Source organism: Pseudomonas sp. NPDC007930 (genome assembly GCF_042958985.1).
Lineage (GTDB): Bacteria > Pseudomonadota > Gammaproteobacteria > Pseudomonadales > Pseudomonadaceae > Aquipseudomonas.
Map to the genome: position 1 here is coordinate 103,247 of NZ_JBIBKC010000014.1, position 14,865 is coordinate 118,111.

Below are 14,865 nucleotides of genomic sequence, written 5' to 3' on the forward strand. Positions count from 1 at the left end.
ATCATGTTCAGATACATCGGCAACATCATGAGCGGTACCTACACCCAGCTGCGCAGCCTGGTGATGGTCTTCGGCCATGGTTTCCGCAAGCGCGACACCCTGCAGTATCCCGAAGAGGCGGTGTACCTGCCGCCGCGCTACCGTGGGCGCATCGTGCTCACCCGCGACCCCGACGGCGAAGAGCGCTGCGTAGCCTGCAACCTCTGCGCCGTGGCCTGCCCGGTGGGGTGCATCTCACTGCAAAAGGCTGAAACCGACGACGGCCGCTGGTACCCGGAGTTCTTCCGCATCAACTTCTCGCGCTGCATCTTCTGCGGCCTGTGCGAAGAGGCGTGCCCCACCACCGCGATCCAGCTCACGCCGGATTTCGAAATGGCCGAGTACAAGCGCCAGGAGCTGGTCTACGAAAAAGAAGACCTGCTGATTTCTGGCCCCGGCAAGAACCCGGACTATAACTTCTATCGCGTCGCGGGCATGGCCGTGGCCGGCAAGCCGAAAGGCGCCGCGCAGAACGAAGCCGAACCGATCAACGTGAAGAGCCTGCTGCCTTAAGGACGAATGATGGAATTCGCTTTCTACTTCGCATCCGGTGTCGCAGTGCTGGCCACCCTGCGGGTGATCACCAACACCAACCCCGTGCATGCCTTGCTGTACCTGATCATCTCGCTGATCGCCATCGCGATGACGTTCTTCTCCCTGGGGGCGCCGTTCGCCGGCATCCTCGAGGTGATCGCCTACGCCGGCGCCATCATGGTGCTGTTCGTGTTCGTGGTGATGATGCTCAACCTGGGCCGTGAACAGGTGGAACAGGAACGCGCCTGGCTCAAGCCAGGCATCTGGGCCGGCCCCATGTTGCTGGGCGCCCTGCTGCTGCTGGAACTGGGCGTGGTGCTGTTCAGCCACCCCAGCGCCACCGCCATCGGCACTACCACCATCGACGCCAAGGCCGTGGGCATCAGCCTGTTCGGGCCTTACCTGCTGGTGGTCGAACTGGCTTCCATGCTCCTGCTCGCGGGCGTGGTCACGGCTTTTCACATTGGGCGCAACGAGGCCAAGGAGTAAGCCATGCCTGCCATTCCATTGGAACACGGCCTCGCCGTCGCCGGTGTGCTGTTCACCCTGGGCCTGATTGGCCTGCTGGTGCGGCGCAACATCCTTTTCATATTGATGAGCATCGAAATCATGATGAACGCCTCGGCACTGGCGTTCATCGTGGCCGGTAGCCGCTGGGGCCAGCCGGATGGGCAGATCATGTTCATCCTGGTGATCAGCCTGGCGGCCGCCGAGGCCAGTATCGGCCTGGCGATCCTGATCCAGTTGTATCGCCGTTTCCACACGCTCGATATCGATGCAGCCAGCGAGATGCGCGGATGAACCTACTTTTCCTGACTTTCGTCTTCCCCCTGGTGGGCTTTTTGCTGCTGTCGTTTTCCCGTGGCCGCTGGTCCGAGAACACCTCGGCGGCCATCGGTGTCGGCTCGATGGGGCTATCGGCCCTGGTCGCGGCCTACGTGATCTGGCAATTCAACATGGCCCCACCGCCCGGTGGTGTGTTCACCCAGCACCTGTGGACCTGGATGAACGTCGACGGCTTCGCGCCGCAGTTCACCCTGTACCTCGACGGCCTGGCCGTGACCATGCTCGGCGTGGTGGTGGGGGTGGGTTTTCTGATCCACCTGTTCGCCTCGTGGTACATGCGCGGTGAAAACGGCTACTCGCGGTTCTTCTCCTACACCAACCTGTTCATCGCCAGCATGCTGTTCCTGGTGCTGGGCGACAACCTGCTGTTCATCTACTTCGGTTGGGAAGGCGTGGGCCTGTGCAGCTACCTGCTGATCGGCTTCTACTACAGCGAGCGCAAGAACGGCGACGCGGCCCTGAAGGCGTTCATCGTGACCCGCATCGGTGACGTGTTCATGGCCATCGGCCTGTTCATCCTGTTCCACCAGTTGGGCACGCTGAACATCCAGGAGCTGCTGGTGCGCGCACCCACGCACTTCCAGGTCAACGACCCGCTGATCGTGCTGGCCACGCTGATGCTGCTCGGTGGCGCGGTGGGTAAATCGGCCCAGTTGCCGCTGCAAACCTGGCTGGCCGACGCCATGGCCGGCCCGACCCCAGTGTCGGCGCTGATCCACGCGGCGACCATGGTCACCGCGGGCGTGTACCTGATCGCCCGTACCCACGGGCTGTTCGAGCTGGCGCCGGGCATCCTGCACCTGGTCGGCATCGTCGGCGCGGTCACCCTGGTACTGGCCGGCTTCGCCGCGCTGGTGCAAACCGACATCAAGCGCATCCTGGCGTACTCGACCATGAGCCAGATCGGCTACATGTTCCTTGCCCTGGGCGTGGGCGCGTGGTCGGGGGCGATCTTCCACCTGATGACCCACGCGTTCTTCAAGGCGCTGCTGTTCCTCGCTTCGGGCGCGGTGATCGTCGCCTGCCACCACGAGCAGAACATCTTCAAGATGGGCGGGCTGTGGAAGAAACTGCCTCTGGCCTACACCAGCTTCATCGTCGGCGGCGCGGCGTTGTCGGCGTTGCCGATCCTCACCGCGGGTTTCTACTCCAAGGATGAAATCCTCTGGGAGGCCTTCGCCAGTGGCCACACCTACCTGCTCTACGCGGGCCTGGTGGGCGCCTTCATGACCTCGATCTACACCTTCCGGCTGATCTTCATCGCCTTCCACGGCGAAGCCAAGACCGAGGCCCATGCCGGCCATGGCATCTCGCACTGGCTGCCGCTGGGCGTGCTGATCGTGCTGTCGACCTTCGTCGGCGCCTGGATTCACCCACCACTGGCCGGCGTGCTGCCGGAAAGCGCCGGGCATGCCGGTGGCGAAGCCCAGCACAGCCTGGAGATCGCCTCGGGCGCCATCGCCCTGGCTGGCATCCTGCTCTCGGCCTTGCTGTTCCTCGGCAAGCGCAGCGTCGCCACGGCGATCGCCAACAGTGGCCCGGGCCGCCTGTTGTCGCGCTGGTGGTTCGCCGCCTGGGGCTTCGACTGGCTGTATGACAAGCTGTTCGTGAAACCTTACCTGGCAATCAGCCACCTGCTGCGCAAGGACCCGGTCGACAAGACCATCGGCCTGATCCCGGCCATGGCCAAGGGCGGCAACAGCGCCATGAGCCGTAGCGAAACCGGGCAACTGCGCTGGTACGCCGCCTCCATCGCCTTTGGCGCCGTGCTGGTGATCGGCGCGGTGGTAGCGGCTGCGGTATGACCATGAACCTTGCGACTTTGCGAAAGGAAATGACCCCGTCATGATTTTGCCCTGGCTGATCCTGATCCCCTTCATCGGCGGCCTGCTGTGCTGGCTGGGTGAGCGCGGTGCCGCCACCCTGCCGCGCTACATTGCGCTGCTGACCATGGCCCTCGAATTCGCTCTCGGCCTCTGGCTGTGGGCGACCGGCGACTACACCCTGGCCCCGGCGCCAGGCGGTGCCCCGCAGTGGGCGCTGGAATTCCACGTTGGCTGGATCGAGCGCTTCGGCATCAGCATCCACCTGGCCCTCGACGGCCTGTCGCTGCTGATGATCCTGCTCACCGGCCTGCTCGGCATGCTTTCGGTGCTGTGCTCGTGGAAGGAAATCCAGGCCCACGTCGGCTTCTTCCACCTGAACCTGATGTGGATTCTCGGTGGTGTGATCGGCGTGTTCCTGGCCATCGACCTGTTCCTGTTCTTCTTCTTCTGGGAAATGATGCTCGTCCCGATGTACTTCCTGATCGCGCTGTGGGGCCACAGCTCGGCCGACGGCAAGCGCACCCGGATCTACGCGGCGACCAAGTTCTTCATCTTCACCCAGGCCAGCGGCCTGATCATGCTGGTGGCGATCCTTGGCCTGGTGCTGGTGCATTACAACCAGAGCGGCATCCTGACCTTCAACTACGCCGAGCTGCTCAAGGCGCAACTGCCGGCCGGCACCGAGTTCGTGCTGATGCTGGGCTTCTTCATCGCCTTCGCGGTGAAGCTGCCGGTGGTGCCGGTGCACTCCTGGCTGCCCGACGCCCACGCCCAGGCGCCAACCGCCGGTTCCGTGGACCTGGCCGGTATCCTGCTGAAAACCGCCGCCTACGGCCTGCTGCGCTTCGCCCTGCCGTTGTTCCCGCATGCCTCGGCGGAGTTCGCGCCGATCGCCATGACCCTGGGCCTGATCGGCATCTTCTACGGCGCCTTCCTGGCCTTCGCGCAAACCGACATCAAGCGCCTGATCGCCTACTCCAGCGTGTCGCACATGGGCTTCGTGCTGATCGCGATCTACTCCGGTTCCCAGCAGGCGCTGCAAGGCGCGGTGATCCAGATGCTCGCCCACGGCCTCTCGGCGGCGGCGCTGTTCATCCTCTCCGGCCAACTGTACGAGCGCCTGCACACCCGTGACATGCGCCAGATGGGCGGCCTGTGGGCACGCATCCCGTACCTGCCGGCGATCAGCCTGTTCTTCGCCGCGGCCTCGCTGGGCCTGCCCGGTACCGGCAACTTCGTCGGCGAGTTCCTGATCCTGCTCGGCGCGTTCAAGGCCACCCCCTGGATCGCCTCGATCGCCACCACCGGCCTGGTGTTCGGCTCGGTGTACTCGCTGATCATGATCCACCGCGCCTACTTCGGCCCGGCCAAGGCCGACAGCGTGCTGGCCGGCATGGACGCGCGCGAGATGACCATGATCCTCGGGCTGGCGGTGCTGTTGATCTGGCTGGGTATCTACCCGCAGAACTTCCTCGACACCTCCGCCGCGACCGTGGCCGGTGTGCAGCACTGGCTCGGCACTGCCTTCACTCAATTGGCTTCGGCCCGGTAAAGCGCTATGGAACTGACTTCTCAACATTTTCTGGCGCTGGCCCCGCTGCTGATCACCGGCGCTACCGCGGTCGTGGTGATGCTGGCGATCGCCTGGCGGCGCAACCACTCGATGACCTTCCTGCTGTCGTGCGCGGGGCTGAACCTGGCCCTGCTGTCGATCCTGCCGGTGCTCAAGATCACCCCGATCAGCGTGACCACGCTGTTGCAGGTCGACAACTTCGCCGCGCTGTACATGGCCCTGGTGCTGATCGCCACGCTGGCCTGCGTGACCCTCGCCCACGCCTACCTGGGTGAGGGCGCCGACGGCGCCGGCTACCCGGGCAACCGCGAAGAGCTGTACCTGTTGATCATCCTCGCCGCCGCTGGCGCGCTGGTGCTGGTGATGGCGCAGCAGTTGTCGTCGCTGTTCATCGGCCTCGAACTGATGTCGGTGCCCACCTACGGGCTGATCGCCTACGCGTTCTTCGACAAGCGCTCGCTGGAGGGTGGCATCAAATACATGGTGCTGTCGGCCGCCGGCTCGGCGTTCCTGTTGTTCGGCATGGCCCTGGCCTATGCCGACGCCGGCAGCCTGAGCTTCAGCGCGCTGGGCTCGGTACTGGCCAGCACTGGCCAGCCGAGCAGCCTGGCGCAACTGGGCTTGTCGATGATGCTGGTGGGCTTGGCGTTCAAGCTGTCGCTGGTGCCCTTCCACCTGTGGACCCCAGACGTGTACGAAGGCGCCCCGGCGCCGGTGGCCGCGTTCCTCGCCACGGCGAGCAAGGTGGCGGTGTTCGCGGTGGTGGTGCGGTTGTTCCAGTTGTCGCCCCTGGCCAGCAGCGGCATGGTCTACACCGTGCTAGCGGTGATCGCCGTGCTGTCGATCCTGGTCGGTAACCTGCTGGCGGTGCTGCAAAGCAACATCAAGCGCCTGCTGGGTTACTCCTCGATCGCCCACTTCGGTTACCTGCTGATCGCCCTGGTGGCGAGCAAGGGCCTGGCGGTCGAAGCCATCGGCGTTTACCTGGCCACCTACGTGCTGACCAGCCTGGGCGCCTTCGGCGTGATCACCCTGATGAGTTCGCCATACAACGGCCGTGACGCCGACGCGCTGTTCGAGTACCGCGGGCTGTTCTGGCGCCGCCCGTACCTGACCGCAGTACTGACCGTGATGATGCTGTCGCTGGCCGGTATTCCGCTCACCGCGGGCTTTATTGGCAAGTTCTACGTGATCGCCGCCGGCGTGCAGTCGCAGCTGTGGTGGATGGTCGGCGCGCTGGTGATCGGTAGCGCCATCGGCGTGTTCTATTACCTGCGGGTGATGGTCACCCTGTACCTGCGCGAAGCCGACATCCCGCGCCGCGATGCCCCACTGAAGTGGGAACAGCGCGCCGGTGGGGTGATGCTGCTGGCGGTGGCCGTGCTGGCCTTCGTGCTGGGCGTGTACCCGCAGCCACTGATCGACCTGGTGCAGCATGCAGGGTTTCACCTGATGGGCTAAGCGCCCTGCCCTGCTGAACAACAAACACCCCGCCTTGTGCGGGGTGTTTTGTTTTGGCCGAGGGGCCCTGGAAGCGACTCAGCCAAACAGCTTGATCGCGGTCTTGGCCACCAGCTCGCCCTGGTGGCGGGCGCCTTCGAGGTCGATGGCGCTGGGCTGGCGCGAGCCGTCGCCGCCGGCCAGGGTGGTGGCGCCGTAGGGGGCGCCGCCGACGATCTCGTCCATGTTCATCATGCCCTGGTGGCTGTAGGGCAGGCCGACGATGATCATGCCGAAGTGCAGCAGGTTGGTGATCACCGAGAACAGCGTGGTCTCCTGGCCGCCGTGCTGGGTGCCGGTGGAGGTGAACGCCGCGCCCACCTTGCCATTGAGCACACCCTTGGCCCACAGCCCGCCGGCCTGGTCGAGAAACGCCGCCATCTGGCTACTGACCCGGCCAAAGCGGGTGGGCGTGCCGATCACGATCGCGTCGTAGGCGGCCAGGTCTTGCACGGTGGCCACCGGGGCCGCCTGGTCGAGCTTGAAGTGGCCGTTCTTGGCGATCTCGGCCGGTACCGTCTCGGGTACGCGCTTGATGTCTACCGTCGCGCCCGCGGCGCGCGCCCCTTCGGCGAGGGCGCCGGCCATGGTTTCGATGTGGCCATAGGTGGAGTAGTACAACACGAGGACTTTAGCCATGAGCGTGCTCCTGATCGAGCCGGCCGGAAGTGGCGCGGCTACGCTTCGACAACACGCGGGGCGGCCGGTGCCGCCACCGGCTTTATACGTGCGGGGGTTTGTTCGGCGCGGGCGCGGGCTCGGCGTACTGCGGCTTGAGGTGGCCGTCTTGGTCGAGCAGCCAGGCGTCGAGCACCTCGCGCACCACCGGCCCGGCGACGCGGCCACCCGCCTCGCCGTTCTCGATCATCACCGCGACGACGATCTTGGGGTTCTCCGCCGGGGCGAAGCCGACGAACAAGGCGTTGTCGCGGTTACGCTCGGCGGTGCCGTTGCGGTTGTAGCGCTCGCCCTGGCGGATCGCCACCACCTGCGCAGTGCCGCTCTTGCCGGCGATGCGGTACTGCGCGCCCACCGCCGAAGCCCGGGCGATGCCGCGCGGGTCGTGCAACACCGCCTGCATGCCGCGGTTCACCTGCTCCCACTCGTTGGGGTCGTGGAGCACGATGTTGGGCATCGGGTTTTCATCCACGGCCGGCTGGCCGCCGATGGTTTGCGCCAGGTGCGGGCGGTGCCACACGCCCTTGCTGGCGATCAGCGAAGTGGCCTGGGCCAACTGCAGCGGGGTGACCTGCATGTAGCCCTGGCCGATGCCGAGGATCAGCGTTTCGCCCGGGAACCACGGCTGCCGGCGGGTGGCGCGCTTCCACTGCTCGGAGGGCATCAACCCTGGGGCTTCGTCGGCCATGTCCATCGAGACCTTCTGGCCAATGCCGAAGCGGCTGAGGTAATCGTGCATGCGGTCGATGCCCAGGCGGTGGGCGGTTTCATAGAAGTACACGTCGTTCGAGCGCATGATCGCCGAGTACAGGTCGACCCAGCCGTCGCCGCTGCGGTTCCAGTTGCGGTACTTGTGGTCGTAGTTGGGCAATTGGTAGTAGCCGGGGTCGAACACCCGCGTGCCGGCGTTGATCACCCCGCTGTCGAGGCCGGCGATGGCCACCTCCGGCTTGATCGTCGAGCCCGGCGCGTACAACCCACGTAGCACACGGTTGAACAGCGGCCGGTCGATCGAGTCGCGCAACGCGGTGTACTGCTTGAAACTGATACCGGTAACGAACAGGTTGGGGTCAAAGCCTGGCTCGCTGACCATCGCCAGCACCTCGCCGGTGGTCGGGTCTAGCGCGACGATGGCGCCGCGGCGGCCGTCGAGGGCTTTTTCCGCGGCGCGCTGCAGGTTGATGTCGAGGCTCAGGGTAATGCTCTTGCCCGCCACTGGGTCCGTATGGCGCAGCACCCGCATCACCCGGCCCTGGGCGTTGGTTTCGACTTCCTCGAAGCCCACGTGGCCGTGCAGTTGGTTTTCGTAAAAACGCTCGACGCCGGTTTTGCCCACTGACTGGGTGCCGCGGTATTCGGTCTGGTCGAGGGTCTTGGCTTCGGCTTCGTTGATCCGCCCCACATAGCCCAGGGAATGGGCGAACAGCTCACCCTGGGGGTATTCGCGCACGAACTGCGCCTCGACATCCAGCCCCGGCAGGCGGAACTGGTTCACGGCGATCTCGGCGATCTGTTCTTCATTGAGCTGGTACATCAGCGTGACCGGTTCGAACGGGTGGCGCGAGCGCTTGAGGTCCTTGTCGAACTCATGGCGCTGGTCGGGGCTGAGGTGAAGGATCTCGGTCAGGCTGTCGAGCACCTTGGGGGTATCGCCGGCGCGTTCGCGGGTCAGCGTGAGGTTGAAGCTAGGGCGGTTGTCGGCCAGCACCACGCCGTTGCGGTCGTAGACCATACCGCGCTCCGGCGGGATCGGCAGCACGTGAACGCGGTTGTTCTCGGAAATGGTGGAGTGGTAGGCGTACTGGATCACTTGCAGGAAGTACAGCCGCCCCACCAACGCCAGGGCCAGCATCAACACCAGCAGCGCGCAAACGATCAGCCGCCGGTTGACCAGGCCTTTTTCTGTCTCGTGGTCTTTGAGGGGAATCGGGTTGGGCATCGGTACCGCTCATGGGTGTGGCAGCGCCGCTGCCACGCAAAGGCGGGGATGTTACCCCTTGCCCGCCTCTGCCTCAAGCAGCGTGCCGTAGTGGCCGACGTGAGGAAATCTTCAGGTTCAGGGCAGCTGCATGGGTTTGGGGTTGGCGGCGAAGATGCTCCAGGTCGACATGAACAGCGCGGCGATCAGCGGCCCGATCACAAAGCCATTGAGGCCGAACACGCTGATCCCGCCAAGGGTCGAGACCAGTACCAGATAATCGGGCATGCGCGTGTCCTTGCCGACCAGGATCGGCCGCAGCACGTTGTCGACCAGGCCGATCACGAACACCCCGTACAAGGCCAGCACCACGCCCTTCCACAGCGCGCCATTGAGCATGAAGTACAGCGCCACCGGCGCCCACACCACCCCGGCGCCCACCGCGGGCAGCAACGACAGGAACGCCATCAGCACCGCCCACAACAGCGAGCTCGGAATACCCAGAAACCAGAACATCACCCCGCCGAGGGCGCCCTGGGCCATCGCCACCAGCATGTTGCCCTTGACCGTGGCGCGCACCACCCGGGTGAACTTCAACTGCAGCCGGCGCTTTTGCTGTTCGGCCAAGGGGATGGCCGAGCGTACCCGGCGGATCAAGTCCGGCCCGTCACGCAGGAAGAAATACACCAGGTAAAGCATCACGCCAAAGCCGACGATCACGTCGAAGGTGCCCTGCCCCACATAGAACGCTTGGCTGGCCAGGGCCTGGCCACCGGCGGTGGCCCAACTGGTGATGCGGTCGCGCAGGCCTTCAAGGTTGCCCATGCCGACGCGGTCGAGCAGGTGTTGCATCGACACCGGCAGCGCGCTTTTGATGTGGTTGATGTAGCCGGCGATGTCGAGCTGGCCACTCTCGATGCTTTTGTACAGCGCGGCACCTTCTTGCACCAGCAGCGCGCTGATGATCACCATCGGCAGCACCGCGACCACCACGCACACGATCAGCGTGACCAGCGAGGTGATTTTCCGTGACCACTTGTAGCGTTGCGCCAGGCGGCGTTGCAGCGGGGTAAAAAGAATACCGAGGATCACCGCCCAAAACACCGCGCCGTAGTACGGCAGCAGAATCCAGATAAAGGCCAGGGTGACCAGCACCAGTAACAGCAGAAGGGTTTTGTATTGCAGATCAGTGGCGTTCATGAGCTTTCCGTGTGAAGGGGCACGTCCATGCGCGCCGCCCTGTTTAGTCCACACGGGGCCGGGCAAAGTGCCCGGCCGCTTCCGCCGGGTTAGATGCGGAACTGGCCGACCAGCCGGCCGAGTTGCTCGCCGAGGCTGGCCAGGCTGCGCGAAGTGGCCGCGCTTTGCTCGGTTTCCTCGGTCACCTGTTCCACCGCCTGGGCGATGTGGTGCACGCTGCGGTTGATCTCCTCGGCCACCGCGGTTTGCTCCTCGGCGGCGCTGGCGATCTGCGCGTTCATGCTGTTGATGGTGCCGATCAGGCCGGCGATGGTGTCGAGCGACACCCCCGCCTGATTGGCCTGCTCGGAGGTGCCCTCACCGGCGTCGCTGGAACGGCGCATGGCCGCCACGGCGGCTTCGGTGCCCTGCTGCAGGCGGTCGATCATGCCTTGGATTTCCTGGGTGCTCTGCTGGGTCCGGCTGGCCAGCGCGCGCACTTCATCGGCGACCACCGCAAAGCCTCGGCCGGCCTCGCCAGCGCGGGCCGCTTCGATCGCCGCGTTGAGCGCGAGCAGGTTGGTTTGCTCAGCGATTGAGCGGATCACCGCCAGCACGCCGACGATCGACTGCACATCATTCTGCAGGGTGTCGAGCGAGGCGCCGCTGGTGCGGATGTCGCCGACCAGGGCGTGGATCTGCCGCACGCTGCCGTCGACCACCTTGCGCGCCTGCTGGCCTTCGGCGTCGGTTTTGTGCGCGGCCTGGGCGGCGTTCTGCGCACTGTGGGCGACTTCCTGGGCGGCACTGGACATCTCGTTGATCGCCGTAGCCACCTGATCGGTTTCCTGGCGTTGCCGCTGCATCGCCTGCTCGGCTCGCTGCGCCTGGCTCGCCACCTGGCCAGTAAGGCCAGTGAGCTGGCCGGTCATGTCGGCGATCTGCCGCACCAGGTGGTGGATCTTATCGACGAAGCGGTTGAACGACTGCCCCAACTCGCCGATTTCATCCTGGCCGCCGGCGGGCAGGCGGCGGGTCAGGTCGCCCTCGCCATTGGCGATGTCGTCCAGGCTGGCCTTCATCGCCAGCAGCGGGCGCAGCAAGGTATTGGACAACAACAGCCCGACCACGCCGATCACCAGCACCACCACCACGGCGATGCCGATGATGCTCATCAGCAGGTCTTGCAGGCGTTCGTGGATCTGCACCTTCAACGCCGCCACTTGCGCGTCGATACCGTCGATGTTGATCGCGGTGCCGAGGGCCATGTCCCACTTCGGCAGGTAGTAGCTGTAGGCGAGCTTCGGCACCAGGGCCGAGGTGCCGGGCAGGCTCGAGGAGTAGGTGATGAAGTGGCTGTTGTCCTTGGCCACCTCGACCAGCCCGCGGTTGACGTACACACCGTTCGGGTCTTTGGCATCGATGAAGCTTTTGCCCACGCCGTCAGGGCTGTTGCCCTTGAACAGGCGCACGGCCTGGGAATCGTAGCCGAAGAAGTAACCATCCTTGCCGTAGGTCACCTGCGAAAGCATTTTGATCGCTTGCTCGCGGCTGGCCGCATCGCCATTGCTGGCCGCGTCGTAGAGCGGCTTGATGGTGCCCAGGCCGATGCTGACATAATCCTGCAGCAACGAGCGGGCATCATTGAGCAACCGCTCACGGGTTTGCTGCACTTCTTTTTCGGCTTGCTGTTGCAGCACGAACACGCAGAACACGCTGATCACAACAGCGAACAGCACGACCGGCAGGATGGCCAGGGTGAGGACTTTGCCTTTCAGGCTCAGGCGCATGGTGGTGTACTCGGGGCAGGTAAAGTATTCGATGCCGGGGTATCGGCCCCGCGCGGTAAAGGTTTAGCCCTTGGGCACGGGGATATTCACCTCTACCCGCAGGCCACCCCAGTCACTGCCAGCCAGGCTCAGCTCGGCCCCCCAGGCGCTGGCGATATCGCGCACGATCCCCAAGCCCAGGCCGTGCCCGTCAACGCTTTCATCCAGCCGCTGGCCGCGGCCAAGCACTTCGTCACGGCGGGTCTCGTCGATGCCGGGGCCGTCGTCTTCAACCGCGATGCGGTAACCCTGGGCCGTGGCCTCGATGCGTAGCAACACCTGGGCATCGGCCCATTTGCACGCGTTGTCGAGGAGGTTGCCGAGCAATTCCAGCACATCCTCGCGCTCACGTGGCAGGCTCAGGCCTGGGGCGATGGCGGCCTGCAGCGACAGGTGTTGGCCGTGGATCAGCGCCAGGGTTTGCAGCAAGCTGGGCACTTCAGCGGCGCAGTCGAAGCGCGCGCCAGGCAGGCTGTCTCCGGCCAGGCGGGCGCGGTTGAGCTCGCGGCTCACCCGCGCCTCAATGGTTTGCAGTTGCTCGCGCAGCAATGCGCGCAAGGTGGGGTCTGCCTTGATCCGCTCATGCTCTGCCAGGCTGAGCAGCACCGCCAAGGGCGTTTTCAGCGCATGGCCGAGGTTGCCCATGGCGTTGCGGGCGCGCTTGAGGCTGTCTTCGGTGTGGCTGAGCAGGTGGTTGAGTTGTTCGATCAGCGGGTCGAGCTCACTGGCCGCACCCGGGTCGAGCTGGCTGCGCCGGCCTTCGCGCAACTGAACGATTTGCGCCCTGGCCCGCTCCAGCGGCGCCAAGGCGCGCTTCACCGTGATGCGTTGCAGCAGCAGAATCAACAACAGCGCGGCCAAGCCGGTGGCCAAGCCTACCTGGCGCATACGCTGGAAGCTCTGCCGCACTGGGGTGTAATCCTGGGCCACGGTGATGCTGATCGGCTGCTGCAGGCGCCGGTAGTCCACCCTCAATAACAGCAGAAGCTGGTTTTCCGGGCCCTGGCGCCAGCCGGTGCTCAGCCCGGCTTGCTCGGGCAGCGGCAATTCGGCGTCCCATAGCGACCGCGAGCGCAAACGCTGGCTGGGGCTGTCGATACGAAAGTAACGGCCGGAGAACGGCCGCTCATAGGCCGGCAGCAAACGCTCGGGGTTCAGCTCTAGCCCCTGTGGCCCATGGCGCAGGGCAATCAGCAGGTTTTCAGTCTCGCTGCGCAGGCCCGCCTCGAGGTAACGCTGCAGGCCGGCTTCGAACAGCCACAGGCTGACCTGCGCCACCGCCAGGCCCACCACCACCAGCACCGCCGCCAGGCCAACGCTGAGGCGGGCCTGGATCGACTTCACTGTCCCGCCCCGATAAACCGGTAACCCTGGCCACGGCGGGTTTCGATCACCTCCCGGCCCAGCTTGCGGCGCAGGTGGTTCACATGCACCTCGAGAACGTTGGAATCCCTTTCGCGCTCGCCGTCGTACACGTGCTCGCTCAGTTGCAATTTCGACAACAATTGCCCTGGGTGCAGCATGAAGTAACGCAACAGGCGAAACTCCGCGGCGGTCAGGCTGAACTCTTCTTCGCCGCGCAGCACCACCTGGCGGCCTTCGTCGAGGGCCAGGCCGGCGGCGTCGAGGGTGGGCTGGTTGGGCAGGCCACGGGCGCGGCGCAGCAGTGATTGCAGGCGCAGCAGCAACTCGTCGGGGTGAAAGGGTTTGGTCAGGTAGTCATCGGCACCGGCGCGCAGCCCCTCGATGCGCTCGGCCCACGAGCCGCGGGCGGTCAGCACCAGTACCGGGGTGGCCAGCCCGCCCTTGCGCCACTGCGCCAACACCTCGAGGCCCGGCAAGCCTGGCAGGCCAAGGTCGAGCACGATCACATCGTAGGGCTCGACCTGCCCCTGATACAGCGCGTCGCGCCCATCGGTGCGCCAATCCACCGCGTAACCATGGCGGCCCAGGGTCGCTTGCAGCTCGTCCGCCAGCGCCACCGTGTCTTCAACCAGTAGCAAACGCATCAGTCGTCTTCCTTATCCTTGAGCAGCTCGCCGGTGGCGGCGTCGAGATCCAATTCGCGCACCACGCCTTGGGCTGTGAGCAGCTCGACCTCGTACACATAGTGCCCGTGTTCCTCTTCGAGTTCCGCCTCCAGCAGCCGCGCGCCGGGGTAACGCGCCAAGGCCTGGGCCAACAACTGCTCCAACGGCAGGATCGCGCCCTGCTGGCGCAGTTTGAGGGCCTGGTCCTGGTTAAGGTCATGGGCAATGGCGCCGCTGCTCAATACCAGCAGCGCCAAGGCCTTGAGGTGTGAGGGAGGCATGGGCGGGTCACTTTCGGGTTTGGCCTGCAAGGTTAACGGGGTTGGCTTAAGCAGAGCTGAACTCTCCTGCCGCTGGCCCCTATGAAGGGTTAAACTAGCGTTTTTGAACGAACTGCCCGGAATCCAGAACAGTGGAAATCTTCAAAGAGTTTACCTTCGAGTCGGCCCACAAGCTGCCCAACGTGCCCCAGGGCCACAAATGCGGGCGCCTGCACGGCCACTCGTTCAAGGTCGCGCTGTATATCAGCGGCCCGGTTGACCCACACACCGGCTGGATCCGCGACTTCTCCGAGATCAAAGCCATCTTCAAGCCGCTGTACGAGCGCCTGGACCACAATTACCTCAATGACATCCCCGGCCTGGAAAACCCCACCAGCGAAAACCTCGCCGTGTGGATCTGGCAGCAGCTCAAGCCGTTGTTGCCTGAGTTGTCGAAGGTGCGCATCCATGAAACCTGCACCAGCGGGTGTGAGTACCTGGGCGATTGAGTGTTACCAGCGCCAGCCCTGCTGGCGCTTCTTTGTGCTTTATCAGGCACAGAAAAGACAAAACCCCGATCGTTTTCACGACCGGGGTTCTGCGGTGTTTAATCTTGACGATGACCTACTCTCACATGGGGAAACCCCACACTA

The 14,865-nt window shown here is 64.8% G+C and carries 14 protein-coding genes and 1 pseudogene; 7 read left to right on the top strand and 8 right to left on the bottom strand.

Translation table 11 applies throughout. The annotated features are described in order from the left end of the window. The first annotated feature begins 3 nt into the window (after positions 1–3). From nuoI to nuoN, 6 genes are read left to right on the top strand one after another with little or no spacing between them, the layout of a single operon-like run. On the top strand, positions 4–552 hold the full coding sequence (gene nuoI / locus ACFZCE_RS22395; protein WP_390942720.1) for an NADH-quinone oxidoreductase subunit NuoI: 549 nt from the start codon (positions 4–6) through the stop codon (positions 550–552). A gap of 9 nt (positions 553–561) precedes the next feature. Further along, positions 562–1,062, top strand: coding sequence for an NADH-quinone oxidoreductase subunit J (nuoJ, locus tag ACFZCE_RS22400; RefSeq protein ID WP_390942721.1), 501 nt, complete (start codon positions 562–564; stop codon positions 1,060–1,062). Between the two features lie 3 nt (positions 1,063–1,065). Further along, positions 1,066–1,374 carry an NADH-quinone oxidoreductase subunit NuoK gene (gene nuoK, locus ACFZCE_RS22405; protein WP_390942722.1) on the top strand — a complete coding sequence of 103 codons (309 nt, stop codon included), beginning with the start codon at positions 1,066–1,068 and terminating at the stop codon, positions 1,372–1,374. Further along, positions 1,371–3,224 (top strand): NADH-quinone oxidoreductase subunit L, encoded by a 1,854-nt coding sequence (gene nuoL / locus ACFZCE_RS22410; RefSeq protein WP_390942723.1) that lies wholly within the window; start codon positions 1,371–1,373, stop codon positions 3,222–3,224. Before nuoK ends, nuoL begins: the two co-directional genes overlap by 4 nt. A gap of 40 nt (positions 3,225–3,264) precedes the next feature. Beyond that, positions 3,265–4,797 (top strand): NADH-quinone oxidoreductase subunit M, encoded by a 1,533-nt coding sequence (gene nuoM / locus ACFZCE_RS22415; protein WP_390942724.1) that lies wholly within the window; start codon positions 3,265–3,267, stop codon positions 4,795–4,797. Between the two features lie 6 nt (positions 4,798–4,803). Further along, the gene (gene nuoN, locus ACFZCE_RS22420; RefSeq protein WP_390942725.1) at positions 4,804–6,279 is read left to right on the top strand and encodes an NADH-quinone oxidoreductase subunit NuoN; all 1,476 of its coding nucleotides are present in this window, start codon (positions 4,804–4,806) and stop codon (positions 6,277–6,279) included. A gap of 78 nt (positions 6,280–6,357) precedes the next feature. On the opposite strand, the gene wrbA is transcribed toward nuoN, so the two are convergent. The 8 genes and pseudogenes from wrbA to ACFZCE_RS22460 all read right to left on the bottom strand — a co-directional run bounded on the left by wrbA (position 6,358) and on the right by ACFZCE_RS22460 (position 14,233). After that, the gene (gene wrbA / locus ACFZCE_RS22425) at positions 6,358–6,957 is read right to left on the bottom strand and encodes an NAD(P)H:quinone oxidoreductase (protein ID WP_390942726.1); all 600 of its coding nucleotides are present in this window, start codon (positions 6,955–6,957) and stop codon (positions 6,358–6,360) included. A gap of 82 nt (positions 6,958–7,039) precedes the next feature. Beyond that, positions 7,040–8,935 carry a penicillin-binding protein 2 gene (mrdA, locus tag ACFZCE_RS22430; RefSeq protein ID WP_390942727.1) on the bottom strand — a complete coding sequence of 632 codons (1,896 nt, stop codon included), beginning with the start codon at positions 8,933–8,935 and terminating at the stop codon, positions 7,040–7,042. 117 nt (positions 8,936–9,052) lie between these two features. After that, entirely contained in the window at positions 9,053–10,114 is a 1,062-nt protein-coding gene (locus ACFZCE_RS22435) for an AI-2E family transporter (RefSeq protein WP_390942728.1), read from the bottom strand. 89 nt (positions 10,115–10,203) lie between these two features. Next, positions 10,204–11,025: a methyl-accepting chemotaxis protein gene (locus ACFZCE_RS22440; RefSeq protein ID WP_390942734.1), complete on the bottom strand. Its 822-nt coding sequence runs from the start codon at positions 11,023–11,025 to the stop codon at positions 10,204–10,206. Positions 11,026–11,061: 36 nt separating this feature from the next. After that, positions 11,062–11,883 (bottom strand): annotated as a pseudogene (locus tag ACFZCE_RS22445) (cache domain-containing protein); the annotation flags it as partial. A gap of 63 nt (positions 11,884–11,946) precedes the next feature. Next, complete coding sequence (locus ACFZCE_RS22450) at positions 11,947–13,266, bottom strand: ATP-binding protein (RefSeq protein WP_390942729.1); 1,320 nt, start codon at positions 13,264–13,266, stop codon at positions 11,947–11,949. After that, a complete protein-coding gene (locus tag ACFZCE_RS22455) occupies positions 13,263–13,931 on the bottom strand; it encodes a response regulator (RefSeq protein WP_390942730.1) in 669 nt (222 codons plus the stop codon). Before ACFZCE_RS22455 ends, ACFZCE_RS22450 begins: the two co-directional genes overlap by 4 nt. Next, positions 13,931–14,233: a PepSY domain-containing protein gene (locus ACFZCE_RS22460; RefSeq protein ID WP_390942731.1), complete on the bottom strand. Its 303-nt coding sequence runs from the start codon at positions 14,231–14,233 to the stop codon at positions 13,931–13,933. Before ACFZCE_RS22460 ends, ACFZCE_RS22455 begins: the two co-directional genes overlap by 1 nt. A 131-nt stretch (positions 14,234–14,364) precedes the next feature. Between ACFZCE_RS22460 and queD the strand changes: the two genes are divergently transcribed. Continuing rightward, positions 14,365–14,721 (top strand): 6-carboxytetrahydropterin synthase QueD, encoded by a 357-nt coding sequence (gene queD, locus ACFZCE_RS22465; protein WP_390942732.1) that lies wholly within the window; start codon positions 14,365–14,367, stop codon positions 14,719–14,721. The last annotated feature ends 144 nt before the right edge of the window (positions 14,722–14,865 follow it).

Coding starts and splice junctions, on each gene's coding strand:
- ACFZCE_RS22440 (WP_390942734.1), bottom strand. CDS start 11,025: ATGACCGGCCAGCTCACTGGCCTTACTGGCCAGGTGGCGAGCCAGGCG.
- ACFZCE_RS22435 (WP_390942728.1), bottom strand. CDS start 10,114: ATGAACGCCACTGATCTGCAATACAAAACCCTTCTGCTGTTACTGGTG.
- ACFZCE_RS22455 (WP_390942730.1), bottom strand. CDS start 13,931: ATGCGTTTGCTACTGGTTGAAGACACGGTGGCGCTGGCGGACGAGCTG.
- nuoK (WP_390942722.1), top strand. CDS start 1,066: ATGCCTGCCATTCCATTGGAACACGGCCTCGCCGTCGCCGGTGTGCTG.
- nuoL (WP_390942723.1), top strand. CDS start 1,371: ATGAACCTACTTTTCCTGACTTTCGTCTTCCCCCTGGTGGGCTTTTTG.
- nuoJ (WP_390942721.1), top strand. CDS start 562: ATGGAATTCGCTTTCTACTTCGCATCCGGTGTCGCAGTGCTGGCCACC.
- wrbA (WP_390942726.1), bottom strand. CDS start 6,957: ATGGCTAAAGTCCTCGTGTTGTACTACTCCACCTATGGCCACATCGAA.
- nuoI (WP_390942720.1), top strand. CDS start 4: ATGTTCAGATACATCGGCAACATCATGAGCGGTACCTACACCCAGCTG.
- nuoN (WP_390942725.1), top strand. CDS start 4,804: ATGGAACTGACTTCTCAACATTTTCTGGCGCTGGCCCCGCTGCTGATC.
- ACFZCE_RS22460 (WP_390942731.1), bottom strand. CDS start 14,233: ATGCCTCCCTCACACCTCAAGGCCTTGGCGCTGCTGGTATTGAGCAGC.
- mrdA (WP_390942727.1), bottom strand. CDS start 8,935: ATGCCCAACCCGATTCCCCTCAAAGACCACGAGACAGAAAAAGGCCTG.
- nuoM (WP_390942724.1), top strand. CDS start 3,265: ATGATTTTGCCCTGGCTGATCCTGATCCCCTTCATCGGCGGCCTGCTG.